The organism is Variovorax sp. Soil_C_33, assembly GCF_057656935.1.
Genome location: NZ_JBDGJK010000012.1, coordinates 139,910 through 155,051, shown reverse-complemented (window position 1 = coordinate 155,051; position 15,142 = coordinate 139,910). Strand labels below are relative to the sequence as shown.

The window sequence follows — 15,142 nt, the reverse complement described above, 5'->3', positions numbered from 1 at the left end:
TCTTGTCATATTGGGCCAAAACATCCCCACCAGTTCAGGCCGGCAGCGGCGCCGAGCGCGCGATCAGACCGTCGCGCTGGAGCGTGGCCCAGAATTCGGCGTCAATCGCGACCTTCATCGAATCGGCATTCGCGTGCACTTGGCCCGGCGCGCGCGCGCCCGGTATCACGGCGGAGACGATGGAAGGCGCCGCCGCGAACTGAAGCGCAGCGGTGCGCACGTCGATGCCGAAGCGGTCGGCCACCGCCATGATGCGCGCCCGTTTTTCCATCGCACCGGCGGGGATCTGGTCGCTGAAGTGATAGCGGGTGCGCCCACCGAGAAAGCCGTCGTTCAGCGGCGTGCCGACCACGACCGAGATGCCCCTCTTCTGCAGCGCGGGGAAGGTGCGCTCCAGCGTGCCCTGGTGATCGAGTATCGAATACTGGCAGGCGAGCAGCACGATGTCCGGCGTCGGCACATCCGATTCAGCGGCTAGCACTGCCGCATTGGGCGTGTTAATGCCAAAGCCCCATGCGCGGATCGAGCCTTCTTCGCGCATGCGGGTCAGCTCGGCCATCGCGCCTTTGGCCGCGATCGAGAAGTACGCCTGCCAAGGCTTGTCGAGTTCGGAATTGTCCGGCGAAAGATCGTGGATGAACACGATGTCGATCTTGGGAATGCCCAAGCGCTGGAGACTGTCTTCGACGGAGCGGCGCGCGCCCGCGGCGGTGAAGTCGTAGGCGTACGCAAAAGGTGCCGGAGACGCCCAGAGCGCCGCATTCGGTAAGGCACCTTTCGACGCCTTGAGCACGCGGCCGACTTTGGTGGAAACGATGTAGCTGTCCGCAGGCTTGCCGCGCAGAAATTGGCCAAGCCGGTACTCGCTCAGGCCGTAGCCGTAGAAGGGCGAGGTATCGAAGTAACGCACACCGGCGTCCCAGGCTGCCTGCAATACGGACTGCGCCTGCGCATCGCTGATGGCCTCGAAGATATTGCCTATCTGGGTGCCTCCCATGCCGAAGCGAAACGGCGTGCGATAGCGCAGGTCGCCCCCGCCCTCGTTGACCGGCAGGCTGTTGCGCACGATGCGGCCACGCGTAGGCATGACGGAGCCGCGTTCGGTCAAGGCTGCGGGGAGCTCTGCAGCGCTGGGCTGGGCCTGGGCCAGGCGGCCAATGGCGAGGGTGGCTGCGGCGCCGCTGCCGGCGACCAGGAAGTCTCTGCGTTGCATTTTTGTTGCTCCTTGTGGACTTGGATGAATGAAGGACCGGCCGTATTCAGGTGCGTGCGCGCTGTGCGGCCTGCGCGCGCCGGATCAGGCCCTGGTATTGCTGCTGTTTGTCCGGATACCACGGGAGGGACGCGACCTGGCTGAAGCCCGGCAGCCCTTCGACGTGGCGCGCCATGCGTTCGCGCATGGCGGCGTCCGGAATGGGGCCCTGCAGCGCGCCGAGGTTGTCCTGTGCATGGGCCGGATTGGCGGTGGAACTCAGGCAGCAGGTGACTGCCGGGTGCGACATGACGAACTTCAGGAAGTACTGAGCCCAGCTCTGGATCCCAAGCTCGCGTGCGAAGTCCGGCAGCGGGTGGTGGCCGATCGCCTTGTGCAACCGCCCCTTTTCCATGGCCATGTTCACCAGAACCGACACGCCGCGCTGCTGCGCGGCAGCGAGCACGGTGCGCTCCGCATTGCGGTTGGCGATCGAATAGTTGACCTGCACGAAGTCGACCACGTTTCGCTGAGCCCACCTGGCCAGTACCTCGTGGTAGTCGTTCTCGTGGTGCGTCACTCCCACCAGACGAGTGAAACCTTCTTTCTTCCAGATATTCATGAGCGGAACGGCCACATCGACATTGACAAGGCTGTGGCACTGCATCACATCGAAGCTGCTTCGCCACAACCGCAACTGCGATTCGCGCAGGCTCTTCAAAGCATGGCCCTCGTCCGCCAGGAATTCGCCGGTGACCCAGAGCTTGTTGGCGATGAAGAGTTGGTCGCTGTTGCCCGTGGCGTTGACGAAATCACCGACCGTCGTCTCGGCACTGCCGTAGAGCGGAGATGTGTCGAGCACACGCACACCAGCGTCCCAATAGCGCCGTGCGACCTCCGCCAGGTGGCTGCGCGGCGCGCCGGGAAGAAGGTCGAAGGTGAGGAACGTGCCCAGCCCCAGTGCCGGCAGTACGTCCCCGGTGCGCTCGACGCGCTTGGTCAGGATGCCGGGGGCGGCCGTGGTGAAGCGTGGCACCACCGTGCCGCCGGGCATCGGCTGGGCATCGGCGAGGCCCCAGGGCAGCCCGGCGGCCGCGCCAATGCCTATGCTCTGGCGGAGAAAGCGGCGACGGCCGAAGGAAAGCGATATCGGCGAAGAAAGTTGCACAGTGGATGCTTCTGACATTGGATTGATCTGCAGCCTTCGTGTGTACCGGCACCGACACCGCTAGCACGCGCCGGCTTGAACCTGGAGCGATACTTTCAATTCCAGGTAACAGCCGCATCACGCTTTGATTACAGTTTCGTAATCCGGCGCCATGCAGGGCTGCCGGACAATGCACGGCTACGACGGAAATGCGCGATGCACAGACTGCTGGTGATTGAAGACGACGCGGGTGTGGCGGACTACCTGCGCCAGAGCCTGACTGAGAGCGGCTATGCCGTCGACGTGGCGCAGACCGGTCCGGAGGGCCGCGCGATGGCGCTGGCGGCAAGCTACGCCGTGGTGCTGCTCGATCTCATGCTTCCGGGGCTCGATGGCTTCGCGGTGCTCAAGGGAATCCGCGAACATGGCAACACGCCGGTGCTCATGCTCACGGCCCGCGACCGCGTGGACGACCGCGTCAAAGGCCTTAGCGCGGGTGCCGACGACTACCTGGTCAAGCCGTTCGCCTTTTCGGAGTTGCAAGCCCGCGTGGTCGCCCTGATCCGGCGGGGCAATTCCGCCTTGGTCGAGCAGAACCTGCTGAGCGTGGCCGATCTCGAATTGGACTTCGTCGCACATTCGGTCCGACGGGAAGGAAAACGCATCGAACTGAGTCCCAAAGAGTTCCAGCTTCTTTCGCTACTGATCCGCCGCAGGGGGCAAGTGGTCACGCGCACCACGCTGGCGGAGCGGGTCTGGAATATCCACTTCGACACGGAATCCAACATGGTGGAAGTCATGGTCCGGCGCTTGCGCGCAAAAATCGACGATGCTTTTCCCCTGAGGCTGATCCATACCGTACGGGGAGTGGGTTATGTACTCGAAGATCGCAGTTGAGCAGCGGCCCGAGCCGGAACTTGCGCGCAAGACAGCACCCTCCTCCATCGTCTCTGCCCTCTCGTTGCGGCTGGTGCTGCTGACAGCTGCGTTGCTGGGCCTCATGTCGGTGTGCGTTTATTTCGCAATGTCTGCGCATCAGGTGAGAGCGCAGGAGCGTCTGTTGACGCTCAAGGTGAACAAGCTCACCGAAACCTCGCTGCTCCTGCTGCGCCCGGGTGACGACCGCTTTGCCACGCTATTGCAGAACAACGCCGCCAGGCGCCCGGGCACCCGCCTGGAACTGTTCGATGCCGACGGCAACGTCTTCTATGCGGACCCACTAGCCGAGCCGCACCAGCTCTCCGTCCACCAGCGTACGCGCAGCTTCAGCCTGCGTTCGGCGCAGGCCGGCGCCCCCGTGCTGCACGGCAGCTTCACGATCGATGTGGCGCAGGACATCCAGTTGGCGCGCTCGCTGCGCGAAATGCTGGCCTTGGCCACGCTCATCGGTGCGGCCCTGGCGGGGGCCTTGTCCATGCTTGCGGTTCGCCATGGGCTCCGCCCTTTGGACCGCTTGGCCGCCCAGACGGAGGCAATGAGCAGGAGCGCCATGCCGGGCCACCTGGCGCTGGAACCATCCAGCAACGAACTCTCGTCGCTGGTGGCGAACTTCAACCAACTGATGTCCCGCCTGCGTTCGAGCCGGGCGCAGTTGGAGGCCTTCAATGCCGATGTGGCGCACGAGCTGCGTACGCCGCTGACCACCTTGATCGGCAAGACGGAGCTGGCGTTGTCCCGGCCGCGTGGCGTGGAAGAACTGACTGGCACGCTGGTCTCGAATCTCGAAACGCTGCGGCGCATCGGCACGCTGATCAACGACATGCTTTTTCTTGCGCGTGCCGACGGGGGAGACACGGCACGCCTTGGCCGAGCAACGAGCCTTCGAGCGCTGATCCAGGACATGCTCGACTACCACGAACCCGTGGCCAGCGAGCGTGAATTGACGATCGAGGTGCAGGGTGACTTGGTGCTCGCAGTGGACGAACCGCTGTTGCTGCGGGCGTTGGCGAACCTGCTGGGCAATGCCATGCGCTACGCGAGCCCGGGCACCGTGGTGACGGTGCTTCTCGAAACGCAGGATGAGGTTCCGCAACTCGGGGTGCGCAACGTAGGTCCGCAGGTTGCCCCGGCAGACCTTCCCCGCTTGTTCGACCGGCTTTACCGCGCCGACGTTTCGCGCACCCGCCACGGCGCAAACTTCGGCCTGGGCCTGGCCATCGTCGCGGCCATTGCGCGCATGCACGGCGGGCGAACCTGGGCCCGCTCCGATTCCAACTGTACCGTGATCGGCATCACACTGGCTCCGCCGCAAGCGAGGAACGTGTTTGAAGACAGCGCATCCCCCGGCAAAGAGCACCCACAGGCGCATCAAGCCCTGTCAGTTCGAACACATCCTGCATGATCGCCCGGAGGCGAACTCTGCATGCCAAGGGTCTCGGTGTCGGCGGCCGCTCGGGCAGTTTATGGCGACATGCGAATGGGCAGTTCCGAGAAACACTGCTGATGCTCGACATCCGGCGAGGACGATCCGCCGACCTTCAACGTCACCATCGAAAATCCGATGAATGCCGACGCGATCAAGCGCATTCCGTGAAGCTGGCCACGGCCCCGCGCCCAGAAGGTGAGTTCGGGGGCTATTTCCGCGATAGCGGTCCGCAGATCCGCGCGTCAGAGCCGCTCGGCCGAACCGCAGTACAGTGTGGATGCCGCTATATGCCCAGCGATGTGGATTCGCGTGTCGCTTGCTGCAGGCAGCTGCGGCCAACGCGCGCTGGAGGTGTGTGATGACCGAAATGGTTGTACATGTTGAAGGTTCAACCCCCGAAAAGCGGGCGCGCGGAGTGGCGGCCGCCCAGGAAGTGTTCAAACGCGCCGGCGTAGACCCCTGGGACATTGCAAAGGCCCATTTCAGGCGAGCCGGTGAATGTCTTGCGCTGTCCGACGCCGAAGATTGCCTCTCGGAGGAGGAAGGCCGGCTGGCGCACCTCTTTGACGAGGCCGAAGAAGCTGCTCTGGCAGCATGCTGCGAGGGACGGGATGCAGTTCCCCCGGATTCGTACTTCCAACTGCTCAGGCCGCCCGGCGGATAACCTTGGCTCCGGCGTGCCGTCCAAATTTCTGAGATTGCCAGCGAGCCGTCTATTCCTGGCGCTATGGCCAGGTGGAGGTGAACTGGACGCCGTCGCGAAGGTGCAGCAGTCACTGCCTTGGCCAGCTACTGCGCGCCCAACGCCGCGAGAGAACATCCACGTCACGCTGCACTTCATCGGGCAGATGCCTCGAGGCCGACTGCCGGAGCTCATCGGCGCGTTTGCCGTCGCCTCTCGACCGGTCCAGCTCACCTTTGACCGCATCGAGCTCTGGGGCCGAGGCCTCGTGGCGCTCACCGCGAGTCACACGCCTGCAGCGCTCCTCGACCTGCATGCGGCGCTGAGCGAAACGCTCGTTCGCAGCGGACTGCCCGTGGATTCTCGGCCGTACCTTCCGCATATAACGCTTGCGCGCAACGCGGGCAACTCTGCTTCATTCCTGATGCGAGCGCCTGAACCACTGGAGGTGAAGTGGCGCACCTCGGGTCACGTCTTTGTGGAGTCGACGGGAGGCCGCTACAACATCATTTCGCGCTACTGATGCGCGAGCTAGGCGCGCTGACCACGGTCCTTCATCCGCAACGGAGCGCGAATTGACGGTCTCTTGCACGCTTGCGTTCGCCGCGCAGCCTGTCTTGCTCGTAACCTGGAAGTGGCTGGCGAGCAGCAGCATCGAGAGAGGCAATCAGCGATTCAAGCTGACCACACTCCCAGACGGTGCTGTCAACATTCATCGCCACCCGGCGCTCGTGGGCCGAAAGCTCCTGAGCGGCAACCCGGTTCTCCCGCATTGATGTCTCTCGAGCGCGAGAAGTCATGCCGTCAGCCAGATTCATGTCAGGCCGAACCTCCACGATGGTGGCGCGCGCTCCAGCGGGGCAAGGCCCATCGGAATATGTCGCCTGCCCAGTGTTTGTCACGCACCTCGTGACCTGCTGGATGCGAGGCGACGGCCCTTGCCGCGACACGGATGTGCTCGGCGAAGGAGGTACTGTCGCTGGAGCGACGGCACCAGGCCTCAGGGGAGCCGGCGCGCCTTGCCAGAGGAGCTACGACCCATGAACAGCAGAACAGGCGGCTTGCAACGAATGTGCGTGCGGTACCAGCGCGGTCAGCCGCCGCAGCGGTCCAGCGCATCAGTTCCGCAATTCGTCGAGCAGCGCCTTGGATTCGACAAGGTCCGGTGTATCGAAGCCCTCGGTGAAGGCACCGTAGATGGGTTCGAGCAGGTCGGCGGCCTGCTGTCTTTCGCCGCGCTCGGCCAGCAGCCGCGCAAGGTCTCGCGCGGCACGCAGTTGCAGCATGAGTGCCTCTTGCCGATACGCAATCTCCAGTGCGCGCTTGAGCTCTGTCTCGGCGGCCTCGTGCGCGCCGCGATCGGCGCGCAGCAGCAACGCCGCCTGCGTACGATGCAGCTCGGCGGCGAAAGACAAGTCGCCACTATCGGCCAAGGCTGCGAAGGCCGCTGTGTTGTGCGCCCAGGCTTGTTCGTGTCGGCCGGCGCGGGAACAGGCGTCCGCCCCAATGATCTGATGCAATGGCCGCATCCATCCGATCCCCAGCTGGTGAAGCTCACCCAAGCCAGCCTCGATTTCCTCCAGTCCGCGTGCAGCGTCATGTTGCGACAGGGCGCTGCCGAGATAGGTCCGAGCAAGGGCATGCCAAAGTGGCAGCAACATCTCTTCGGCCAGGCGCAGCGCTTCGCGCGCGGCGCTTTTGACGCGCTCCGGCCGGCGCAGATGCATGTTGGTCACCGCGACGCCAAAGCACAAGACATACGCAGTCGTGTTGGCGTGGTTGAGCTCTCGGCTCCAACTCAGATTGTCCTGGATTGTCAGCGCAGCCTGATCGGGGAAGCCCAGGTGCCAAAGATTCCATCCTTCCCAGGTTGCGGCCGCGGCGCGCGGGTCCTGGCCGAAGCGAAGGCCGAGATCGCGATGCGCCATCGGATCGTAGCTGTCGAGCACCTTGCGGGACAGCACCAGCGCCTGCTTGAATCGACCCTCGAAGAAGCGCTCGACTGCGAGCATGCGCAGCCCGACGAGCTTCGGCCCGCTCTCGGCTTGCGCCGCGGCGAGTGCGGCGTAACGCTCGGCGCCCTGCGCAGTCCCACCGCTCACATAGCGGGCGATCCATTGGCCGTATAGCGCAGGGAGTTGCAAAGACACATCGCCGATCTCCTCGGCCAGCGCCAGTGCACGCTCGAACGCATGCAGCGTAGCCGGCGCGTTGTACCCCTGGTTCGCGATCAGCGCTTGCCCGATCTGCAGGTGAAGGCCTTGCTCGCGGCGCTTCCAGGGCAGCCCGTGGCCCATCGTGCGGCACAGGCGAAGGGCATTCTCCAGGCTGACGATCGCCTCTTTGTAGGCCGGCCGCGCCAGTGCCTGCGTGCCGGCCTGCCCCCAGTAGCCGATGGCTCGTTCTGTGAGGCCGGCCGCCTCGGCATGCTGTGCCATGACCTCGGCTGCCGCGTCGCCCCGACGCTCCAGCACGTCGAGCAATCGCGCATGCAGCGTGAACCGTCTGGCCTTGAGCAGGCTCTCGTAGGCGGCATCGCGGACCAAGGCGTGCTTGAAAAGATAGGTCGCCTCCGGCGGCGTGCCACGGCGAAAGATCAACTCGGCTTCCACCAGCTGATGCATTGCACTGGCGAGTTCGTCCGCGGGCTTGTCCGAAAGTGCCGCGATGGTTTGGTGGTCGAAGCTGCGGCCGATCACCGCGGCGGTTTGGGCCACCTCCTTCACCGGCTGCAGCCGATCGAGCCGCGCCATCAACGAGTCGTGCAGCGTGGTGGGGATGGCGAGCGCGCTGAGCGGACCGTCCAGGTGGTACGCATCCACGTCCTCTCGCAGCACCCCCGACTCGATGACCGCCTTGGTCATCTCCTCGACGAAAAGCGGAACGCCGTCTGTCTTGGCGGCAATCTCGTCGAGCAGGACCTCGGGAAGGCGCTTGCCACGCGCGATGCGGGTGACGATTGCCTGCGTTGCGGCGCGGCCGAGCCGGTTCAGCGCCAGCCGCGTCGCCACCGGATGACTTCCGAAGGATGCGACGAACGTCGGGCGCGACGTGATCAGCGTAAGCACGCGAGCTCCCTGTACACGATCGAGCGCCAGCTCGATCATCTCCAGCGTCGTCGGGTCGATCCAGTGCGCGTCTTCAACGACCCAGAGCACAGGCTTGCGACTGGCCAGCCCGGTGAGTTGGTCGATGAGGGCAGCGAGTGTGCGATTGCGGCGCTGCTGTGGTGTCAGCGTGCTCGCGCCGTAACGCGAGGTCGGATCGAGCCCCAACAACGTAGCGATCAGCGGCGCAACCGCACTGACCTCGTCGGTGGCCATGGCCAGCAGTCCCTCTAGTCGCTCCAGGCGTTGTTCGGCACTGTCGTCTTCGGTGAAGCCGGCCGCGTGAGTGAGTTGCTGGATTATCGGATAGAGCGCGGAGTCCGCGTGGTATGGCGAACATTGGTAGCGCAGTAGAAAGTGCGGCTCGGCGAGCGCTGCTTCGATCACGGCTTCCGCGATTCGCGACTTGCCAACGCCGGCCTCGCCGCTGAGCAATACCACCTGGCCTTCGCCTGTCTTGGCCTGTCGCCAGCGCTCGACCAGCAAGGCGAGTTCCTGATCGCGGCCGACGATCGCTGTCACTTCGCCCTCGTGTCTCGCCGCGAACCGGCTCTCGAGCGTGCGCTCTCCGACCACCGCAAAGACGGCCGTCGGCTTGGAGATCCCCTTGAAGGTCTGCGCCCCGATATCGCGCAGCACGAACAGATCACCTGCGAGGTGGCGCGTTGAATCTGCGATGACCACCGTACCGGGCTCGGCAATTCCCTGCAGCCTGGCCGCGAAATTGGGTGTTTCGCCCACGACCGCGTGGCGCTGTCCCGATCCTTCGCCGATGAGATCGCCCACGACGACCATGCCGGTGGCGATGCCGATCCGCGTCTGCAGGTTCTTTGCGGCGGGCGTTATCAGCTGCGAAGCCGCGGCCGTGACGGCCAAGCCGGCGCGCACTGCACGCTCGGCGTCGTCTTCATGCGCTCGCGGCCAGCCGAAATAGGCGAGCACGCCGTCGCCAAGGAATTGCGCGATGTGGCCCTCGAAGCGAGAGATCTCCCCGGCGACCGTGTTTTGATACGTGCGGATCAGCTCGCGCATGTCTTCCGGATCGAGCTGGGTCGAGAGTGCGGTGGAGCCGACAAGGTCTACGAACATCACGGTGAGGTGGCGGCGCTCGGCGGCCGAGCCGGGGGCGTCTGCGACACGTCCGGGCGAGACGGCTCCAGGTGTCGCCGATTCAGGCGCACGGCCAAGGGCCGCAATGGCCTCCAGCAATCTCTTGCGATGACCGAGCGAGACGACGCCCATCTCCTTGAGATCGTCGCCACTCAGTTGGAGAATCAGCGTGTCGTCGATGTCGTTGGACCGGAACAGCTCGGCATACTGGCCCAAACCGATCCCTCGCAGCCAAGTGGGGATGTCCAAGATCGTTCTCCCGGGGTTTGGTTGCCGGATGGCGGATCAGCCGTGTGTGAATGGGCGCTCGGGCCGCCAGGCCCAGGTGGCCCGGATCGTCGCAAGAGTGTGCGCCGATCGGCCGAAAACGCAATCGCCCGCCGAGTGCATCGGCTCGAGAAGCGCATCGGCAAGCCGACAACTTCTGACGCGTGTTCGTAGAAGCGCTGCACGCCGCCGAAGCAGACATGCTCCGAGATGAGCTTGAAACTCATCGCTTAGAAGAGCACCACGCCTCGGATCGACTCGCCGCGCTTCATCTTTTAGTCGGCTTACGTCATCGCGACGAACGAATTTCAAAGTGCCGCATAGCCATCCAAGCCAGTTGGCCGGCTACTGCGACCACCGCCAGAACGGCGCTTACTTCGCCAAGTCGAAATTGTAGGCATCGCTGAAAACAGAGGAGGATCCCCCGTGCATTCTGCTCACCATAACCTCGCATCTGAGCGATACCAAGACGTCATGCGCCAGGTTAAGCCGGCCCTCGAAGCAGCTGGTGCAAGGTACCTGGCGCGCGGAGGCGCACACAAGGTCTACGAGGGAGACTGGTCGCCACGCCGAACGGTCATCATCGAGTTTCCCTCGGTGGCTGCATGGGAGAGCTTCTACAACGGCCCTGTCTACCAAGGCCGCAGGTCCATCCGTGACGAATGCAGTTCGGCCCCCCTTGTAAGTGTTGAGGGCCTCGCAGAATAGGTCGGCAAATGCCGACTCGCCAAGCCTCAAGACATTGAGGGCGTGTACTCAATCTACACGCACGAGAAGGTGGCGCCCTCCCAAACCTACGAGCCCACGTTGCTCGACGAGCTCGAAAGCATTTACGAAGAGCTTCTCGACCGCGATTGTTTCTACGTGTGGGAAGTCGATGGCGCGCTTGCCGACTTCTGCAAGGCGCCCCGCTATCTGGGTCGAGTGCGGCATGTCGCTTGGAACCCTGGCGCTAGACGAGGCAAGGAGATAGCTGGTCACAAGATGCGAACCGGCTGCTCGGGCAATATCTGCCGAAGGGCATCGACATCTCGAGCTACTCACCGATCAAGCTCCGCGCCACGGCGAGACAATTGAACGAGAGGCCGATAAAGACCCTCGGCTTCCAAACGCCGGCTGAGATGTTCAGCCAAACCGTTGCATCCACCGATTGAATTCGCACTGCCTCTCGGACTTTGCTAACCCGATGTTGTGGAGAAGTGGTTCTATGGTTCAGGCCGATTTGGCAGCTCGGGAATACAGCAGTTGATTTGCCAACCGCGCCCGCGAGGGGCTGGGCGGCGTGGAGAGCACGCGTAGCCAGATGACCTTCAGGGGAGAACACGCCCTGAGGGATCGAGGGCCTACTTGCGCCACCACCACCAGAGGAGAAGGCTCAGGACGATCGACACGATCAGCGAGGTCATCAGCGGAAAATGGAAGCTGAAGCCTTCACGCTCGATCGAGAAATCCCCCGGCAGGCGCCCCCACGGCAGCCGCGAGAGCCAGGGCCAGGCAAGGCCCGCGACGACAAGGAGCACGCCCAGCGCAATGAGCAAGCGTTGCATACGGCAATACTAGCGCTGGGTGGCGCCGAGCGGTAGCGGCCCGGCAGGGCGACCGACGCAGGCCGACTCGAAGATCACGCTGCCGATCAGTGTGCCGAACTTCCCGTCGTACCCAAGCAACCACGCATGCATCTCCGGCGCCGTCGGCCGCACGATGGACGCGCTGCTTCGAAGCACCGATGGCATGTACGAGAAGATGGGCCGCCAGACCGGCGACTCGCGCGTGTACGCCGGCATTCACTATCCGATGGACCTGCACGCCGGCTAAAAGATCGCACGCAAGGTGTCTGCGCGCGCACTGCAGGTAGGCGTGCCGGAGGACAAGCCGTCATGCGGCAGGGACGCTTCCACCTTAACAAGGTGTCTTTGAAACGGCAGCAGCCCAACAATTGCTTGAGTCATGGCAGGTTGCGGACCCGCTATCCTGAGTCAGATCTGCACCCAAGCACCTGCCGGGCCGCTAAGCCTTCGACGCGGTCACCCTGTCCGCAAGCTCCTTGATGCGGAGGTCGACCAGCGAACGCCAGCCCTTGAGGTCCGCGCTCCGTCCGTATTGCGCTTCAACCTCTTTCTCCGCCTGCGCACCAAACTGACGTCGAGTCCAAATGGGCAAGTGAGGAATTCGTGCGCGCCGGCTGGCGTCGCGCGGGCCCGGACGCGCCGATAGAGCGCCGAAGGCGGAGGCATGTCCCGCGTCAAACTCCGCCATCAGCTGAGCCGGATTCTCTGCGAGCAAGCTGCACTCTCGCTCGGTGAGACGGCGGATATCGGGAGTCTTGTGCAGCGGCCCAGCCGAGACCTCGGTGCCGAGCATCTTTCGGTAGCAGCCTGCGCCCAGTACGAGGATTCCTCCGCTGTGGAAGACGACATGAAGCTGCCGAAAAACAGTGCGGCCACAGCCGGGAGCCTGACATACAAACCGTCTGGCTTGTGCAACCTCCACAATCGCGAGCAGCTTTTTAGTTTCCATCCGTCGGCCCGAGCAAGACTTGGATAGGAAAGTATGTTTCGAGCGATGGTGTTTGTCCGCTGCACTTCCGGCCTAGATCAGTACATCCTTTGCCAGCAAGCTGCTGCGAACCGCTTGCGGAATATCTCGTTTGGAGAATGGCTGAAGGCTGGAGCAAACTACGCTCATGACGGCCACCAGTGATGAGATCGCCACACTGCGCGCCGAGTTCGAACGCTCTCATCGCCGGCCTGCCCGCGCGCTAGCGGAGCTGCTGCTGCTGGGAAATTTGATCCTCGAAGATCACCAGCTGCTTGAGGGAAAGATCGGCGACGCCTTTGAGAAGTTCGTACTACAGAGCCTGAGCGATGAGGGCGTGGAAGTGGGCGAGTTCGCTGCCGCCGTGAAAGCGTTGGGCACCCTGCGAGCGACGATGACCGAACTCCAGCAATTGCCCGACTAGGGCTCAGCGTCTTCTGCGCTCGGGTTCTTGCTCTTCCGCCTGTGTCCTAGAAAAAAACCTTGAATCGCAAGCGCCTCGACCGCGTCGTCGAGCCATCACCAGCAAGCGAAGCAGGCCTCGAGCTCAATCATTCCTGCTTGGCACCGATCAGCCCGATTGCAGGTTGCTCTGCGCGAGCCGGGTGGAGCCAATTCTCCCGTGGCCGTGACCTCGGACCAGCGCGCTGTGAAGGCACGCAACTCTGACGAATTGTCGCAAGCTGCGCAAAGCTGCCGCCCCCATCGGCACCATCAACAGCCTTGGCGATTGAGAGCGGCGGAGGAAGGAAAACCGTTCAACTTGAAGACGGGTACGGCGACGCCGGAGGGGTGTCGATCGGCGGCATTTGTGCCGAATGCATGCCAGAAACGAAATCCGACGATGCGCGACTTTTGGACAAGAACGCTGCAACGCTCGGACAAGCGTCGAAGCCGAAGCCGCCCTAGTCTTCGGTCACCCTGCTGACGAGGCGGGGACAACCCCCTCAGCCTCTTGGGCATCACGCTCGAAATCCACCGGAGTTCTCCATCATGGCAAGCAAGACCCACCCCCGGCTACGCGTCGCCGCGGTTCAGGCCGCCCCCGTGTTCCTCGATCTCGACGCCACGATCGACAAGACCATCGAGCTGATGGGCCGCGCGGCGAAGGAAGGCATCCAGCTGCTGGCATTCCCCGAGACCTGGTTGCCAGGCTACCCCTGGTGGATCTGGCTGGATTCGCCGGCCTGGGGCATGCAGTTCGTGCAGCGCTACCACGACAACTCGCTGGTGATCGGATCGCCTGAGTTCGAGCGCATCAAGGATGCCGCGCGCAAGCACCGCATCTGGATCTCATCGGGCTTCAGCGAGAAGGCAGGAGGAAGCCTCTACATCGCCCAGTTCCTGATCGATGACAAGGGCAACGTCGTCCAGACACGCCGCAAGCTCAAGCCCACCCACGTCGAGCGCACCGTCTTCGGCGAGGGCGACGGCTCCGACCTCAGCGTGTGCGAAACAGAGATCGGCAACATCGGCTCGCTGTGCTGCTGGGAGCATCTGCAGCCGCTCTCCAAGTACGCCATGTATTCGCAGAACGAGCAGATCCACTGCGCCGCCTGGCCGAGCTTCTCCCTTTACCGGGGTGGCGCCTACGCGCTCGGCCCGGAGGTGAACAATGGCGCCAGCCAGCTCTATGCCGCCGAGGGCCAATGCTTCGTGATCGCGCCGTGCGCGACGGTATCGAGCCCCATGGTCGACGTGCTATGCACCGATGAGACGAAGAAACAGCTGCTACTCGCCGGTGGCGGCTTTGCACGCATCTTTGGGCCAGACGGCTCTCCGCTCGGGACGAACCTGGCCGAGACCGAAGAGGGCTTCGTCGTCGCGGACATCGACCTCGGGCTGATCTCACTGGCCAAGGCGGCCGCCGATCCGAGCGGCCACTATTCGCGGCCCGACGTGACGCAGTTGCTCTTGAACAAGACCCGGCGGGAAGCTGTCGTCGTCCAAACATCTCCGGCGGCTGACATGGTGGAGGTCACCCCTGTGGCGGATCCCGCCGCGGCGCAGGCCATGTCTGCCTGAGCGGAGGACCGCATGAGCATCTATCACGACAGTCAGCGCCAGTTGCAGGACGCATTCGACACGCGCCGGCTGGCGGATGTCATCGAGGCCCATAACCTCCACGATACCTTCAACCCTCTGGACACCGCGTTCATCGCAACGAAGGACTTCTTCTTTCTCGCGACGTCCGATGGCTCGGGCAAGCCAAGCTGCTCCTTCAAGGCGGGTCCGGTGGGCTTCGTCAAGATCGTAGACGAGCGCACGCTGGCCTTCCCGTGCTATGACGGCAACGGCATGTACCTGTCCATGGGCAACGTGTTGGCGAATCCGAAGGTCGGCATCCTGTTCATCGATTTCGAGAAGCCCAACCGCCTGAGGATCAGCGGTGAGGCGTCCGTGACGAAGGATGACCCGCTGATCTCCGAGTACCCCGAAGCCCAGTTCGTGGTCCGGGTCGCCGTCAGCGAGATCTTCCTGAACTGTCCTCGGTACATCCCCAAGTTTCGGCGAGTCTCAGGTTCGCCGTTCATACCAACGCCAGGAAAGGAGACGCCGTTTCCCAACTGGAAGCAGATCGACTTCGTGCGCGATACCTTGCCCGAGCGAGATCGTCAGAAGGCATTGCAAATGCCGGCGATCGACATCATGAACTACATCAAAGCGATCGAGGAGTCGTAGGTCAAGACGCTGAACCCTGGATCCTCGATCGCCAAGCACCCCACCAGATCTGCAG

At 63.6% G+C, this 15,142-nt stretch carries 15 protein-coding genes and 2 pseudogenes; 10 read left to right on the top strand and 7 right to left on the bottom strand.

Going from position 1 to position 15,142, the window contains the following annotated elements:
• Positions 1–34: 34 nt before the first annotated feature.
• Together AC3A6B_RS19515 and AC3A6B_RS19510 are read right to left on the bottom strand one after the other, a co-directional pair.
• Positions 35–1,108 carry an aldo/keto reductase gene (locus AC3A6B_RS19515; RefSeq protein WP_487838315.1) on the bottom strand — a complete coding sequence of 358 codons (1,074 nt, stop codon included), beginning with the start codon at positions 1,106–1,108 and terminating at the stop codon, positions 35–37.
• Positions 1,109–1,259: 151 nt separating this feature from the next.
• On the bottom strand, positions 1,260–2,246 hold the full coding sequence (locus tag AC3A6B_RS19510) for an aldo/keto reductase (RefSeq protein ID WP_487838314.1): 987 nt from the start codon (positions 2,244–2,246) through the stop codon (positions 1,260–1,262).
• A 309-nt stretch (positions 2,247–2,555) separates the two neighbouring features.
• Between AC3A6B_RS19510 and AC3A6B_RS19505 the strand changes: the two genes are divergently transcribed.
• The 4 genes from AC3A6B_RS19505 to thpR all read left to right on the top strand — a co-directional run bounded on the left by AC3A6B_RS19505 (position 2,556) and on the right by thpR (position 5,909).
• Positions 2,556–3,236 carry a heavy metal response regulator transcription factor gene (locus AC3A6B_RS19505; RefSeq protein ID WP_487838313.1) on the top strand — a complete coding sequence of 227 codons (681 nt, stop codon included), beginning with the start codon at positions 2,556–2,558 and terminating at the stop codon, positions 3,234–3,236.
• Complete coding sequence (locus AC3A6B_RS19500; RefSeq protein WP_487838312.1) at positions 3,214–4,680, top strand: heavy metal sensor histidine kinase; 1,467 nt, start codon at positions 3,214–3,216, stop codon at positions 4,678–4,680. The genes AC3A6B_RS19505 and AC3A6B_RS19500 overlap by 23 nt, the downstream gene beginning before the upstream one ends.
• 382 nt (positions 4,681–5,062) lie before the next feature.
• A complete protein-coding gene (locus AC3A6B_RS19495) occupies positions 5,063–5,368 on the top strand; it encodes a hypothetical protein (protein WP_487838311.1) in 306 nt (101 codons plus the stop codon).
• Positions 5,316–5,909, top strand: a complete 594-nt coding sequence (gene thpR / locus AC3A6B_RS19490) for an RNA 2',3'-cyclic phosphodiesterase (RefSeq protein WP_487838310.1) — start codon at positions 5,316–5,318, stop codon at positions 5,907–5,909. The genes AC3A6B_RS19495 and thpR overlap by 53 nt, the downstream gene beginning before the upstream one ends.
• 31 nt (positions 5,910–5,940) lie before the next feature.
• Here the strand turns inward: thpR and AC3A6B_RS19485 are convergent, their stop codons facing one another.
• The 3 genes and pseudogenes from AC3A6B_RS19485 to AC3A6B_RS19475 form a co-directional block, all read right to left on the bottom strand.
• Positions 5,941–6,204 carry a hypothetical protein gene (locus AC3A6B_RS19485; protein ID WP_487838360.1) on the bottom strand — a complete coding sequence of 88 codons (264 nt, stop codon included), beginning with the start codon at positions 6,202–6,204 and terminating at the stop codon, positions 5,941–5,943.
• Positions 6,205–6,216: 12 nt separating this feature from the next.
• Positions 6,217–6,336: pseudogene (locus AC3A6B_RS19480) on the bottom strand (DUF4124 domain-containing protein); the annotation flags it as partial.
• 168 nt (positions 6,337–6,504) lie between these two features.
• Positions 6,505–9,852: an AAA family ATPase gene (locus tag AC3A6B_RS19475; RefSeq protein ID WP_487838309.1), complete on the bottom strand. Its 3,348-nt coding sequence runs from the start codon at positions 9,850–9,852 to the stop codon at positions 6,505–6,507.
• Positions 9,853–10,296: 444 nt separating this feature from the next.
• Between AC3A6B_RS19475 and AC3A6B_RS19470 the strand changes: the two genes are divergently transcribed.
• Together AC3A6B_RS19470 and AC3A6B_RS19465 are read left to right on the top strand one after the other, a co-directional pair.
• Positions 10,297–10,578 (top strand): DUF1330 domain-containing protein, encoded by a 282-nt coding sequence (locus AC3A6B_RS19470; RefSeq protein ID WP_487838308.1) that lies wholly within the window; start codon positions 10,297–10,299, stop codon positions 10,576–10,578.
• Positions 10,579–10,859: 281 nt separating this feature from the next.
• Positions 10,860–11,024: pseudogene (locus AC3A6B_RS19465) on the top strand (IS30 family transposase); the annotation flags it as partial.
• Positions 11,025–11,213: 189 nt separating this feature from the next.
• Here the strand turns inward: AC3A6B_RS19465 and AC3A6B_RS19460 are convergent.
• Entirely contained in the window at positions 11,214–11,417 is a 204-nt protein-coding gene (locus tag AC3A6B_RS19460) for a DUF2905 domain-containing protein (RefSeq protein ID WP_487838307.1), read from the bottom strand.
• Between the two features lie 19 nt (positions 11,418–11,436).
• On the opposite strand from AC3A6B_RS19460, the gene AC3A6B_RS19455 reads away from it, so the two are divergent.
• A complete protein-coding gene (locus AC3A6B_RS19455) occupies positions 11,437–11,685 on the top strand; it encodes a hypothetical protein (RefSeq protein WP_487838306.1) in 249 nt (82 codons plus the stop codon).
• Positions 11,686–11,877: 192 nt separating this feature from the next.
• Here AC3A6B_RS19455 and AC3A6B_RS19450 read toward each other — a convergent pair whose 3' ends face one another.
• Positions 11,878–12,231 (bottom strand): hypothetical protein, encoded by a 354-nt coding sequence (locus tag AC3A6B_RS19450; RefSeq protein ID WP_487838305.1) that lies wholly within the window; start codon positions 12,229–12,231, stop codon positions 11,878–11,880.
• 322 nt (positions 12,232–12,553) lie between these two features.
• Between AC3A6B_RS19450 and AC3A6B_RS19445 the strand changes: the two genes are divergently transcribed.
• The 3 genes from AC3A6B_RS19445 (at position 12,554) to AC3A6B_RS19435 (ending at position 15,087) form a co-directional block, all read left to right on the top strand.
• Positions 12,554–12,829, top strand: coding sequence for a hypothetical protein (locus AC3A6B_RS19445; protein ID WP_487838304.1), 276 nt, complete (start codon positions 12,554–12,556; stop codon positions 12,827–12,829).
• A 569-nt stretch (positions 12,830–13,398) separates the two neighbouring features.
• Entirely contained in the window at positions 13,399–14,430 is a 1,032-nt protein-coding gene (locus AC3A6B_RS19440; protein ID WP_487838303.1) for a carbon-nitrogen hydrolase family protein, read from the top strand.
• 12 nt (positions 14,431–14,442) lie between these two features.
• Positions 14,443–15,087, top strand: a complete 645-nt coding sequence (locus tag AC3A6B_RS19435; protein WP_487838302.1) for a pyridoxamine 5'-phosphate oxidase family protein — start codon at positions 14,443–14,445, stop codon at positions 15,085–15,087.
• The last annotated feature ends 55 nt before the right edge of the window (positions 15,088–15,142 follow it).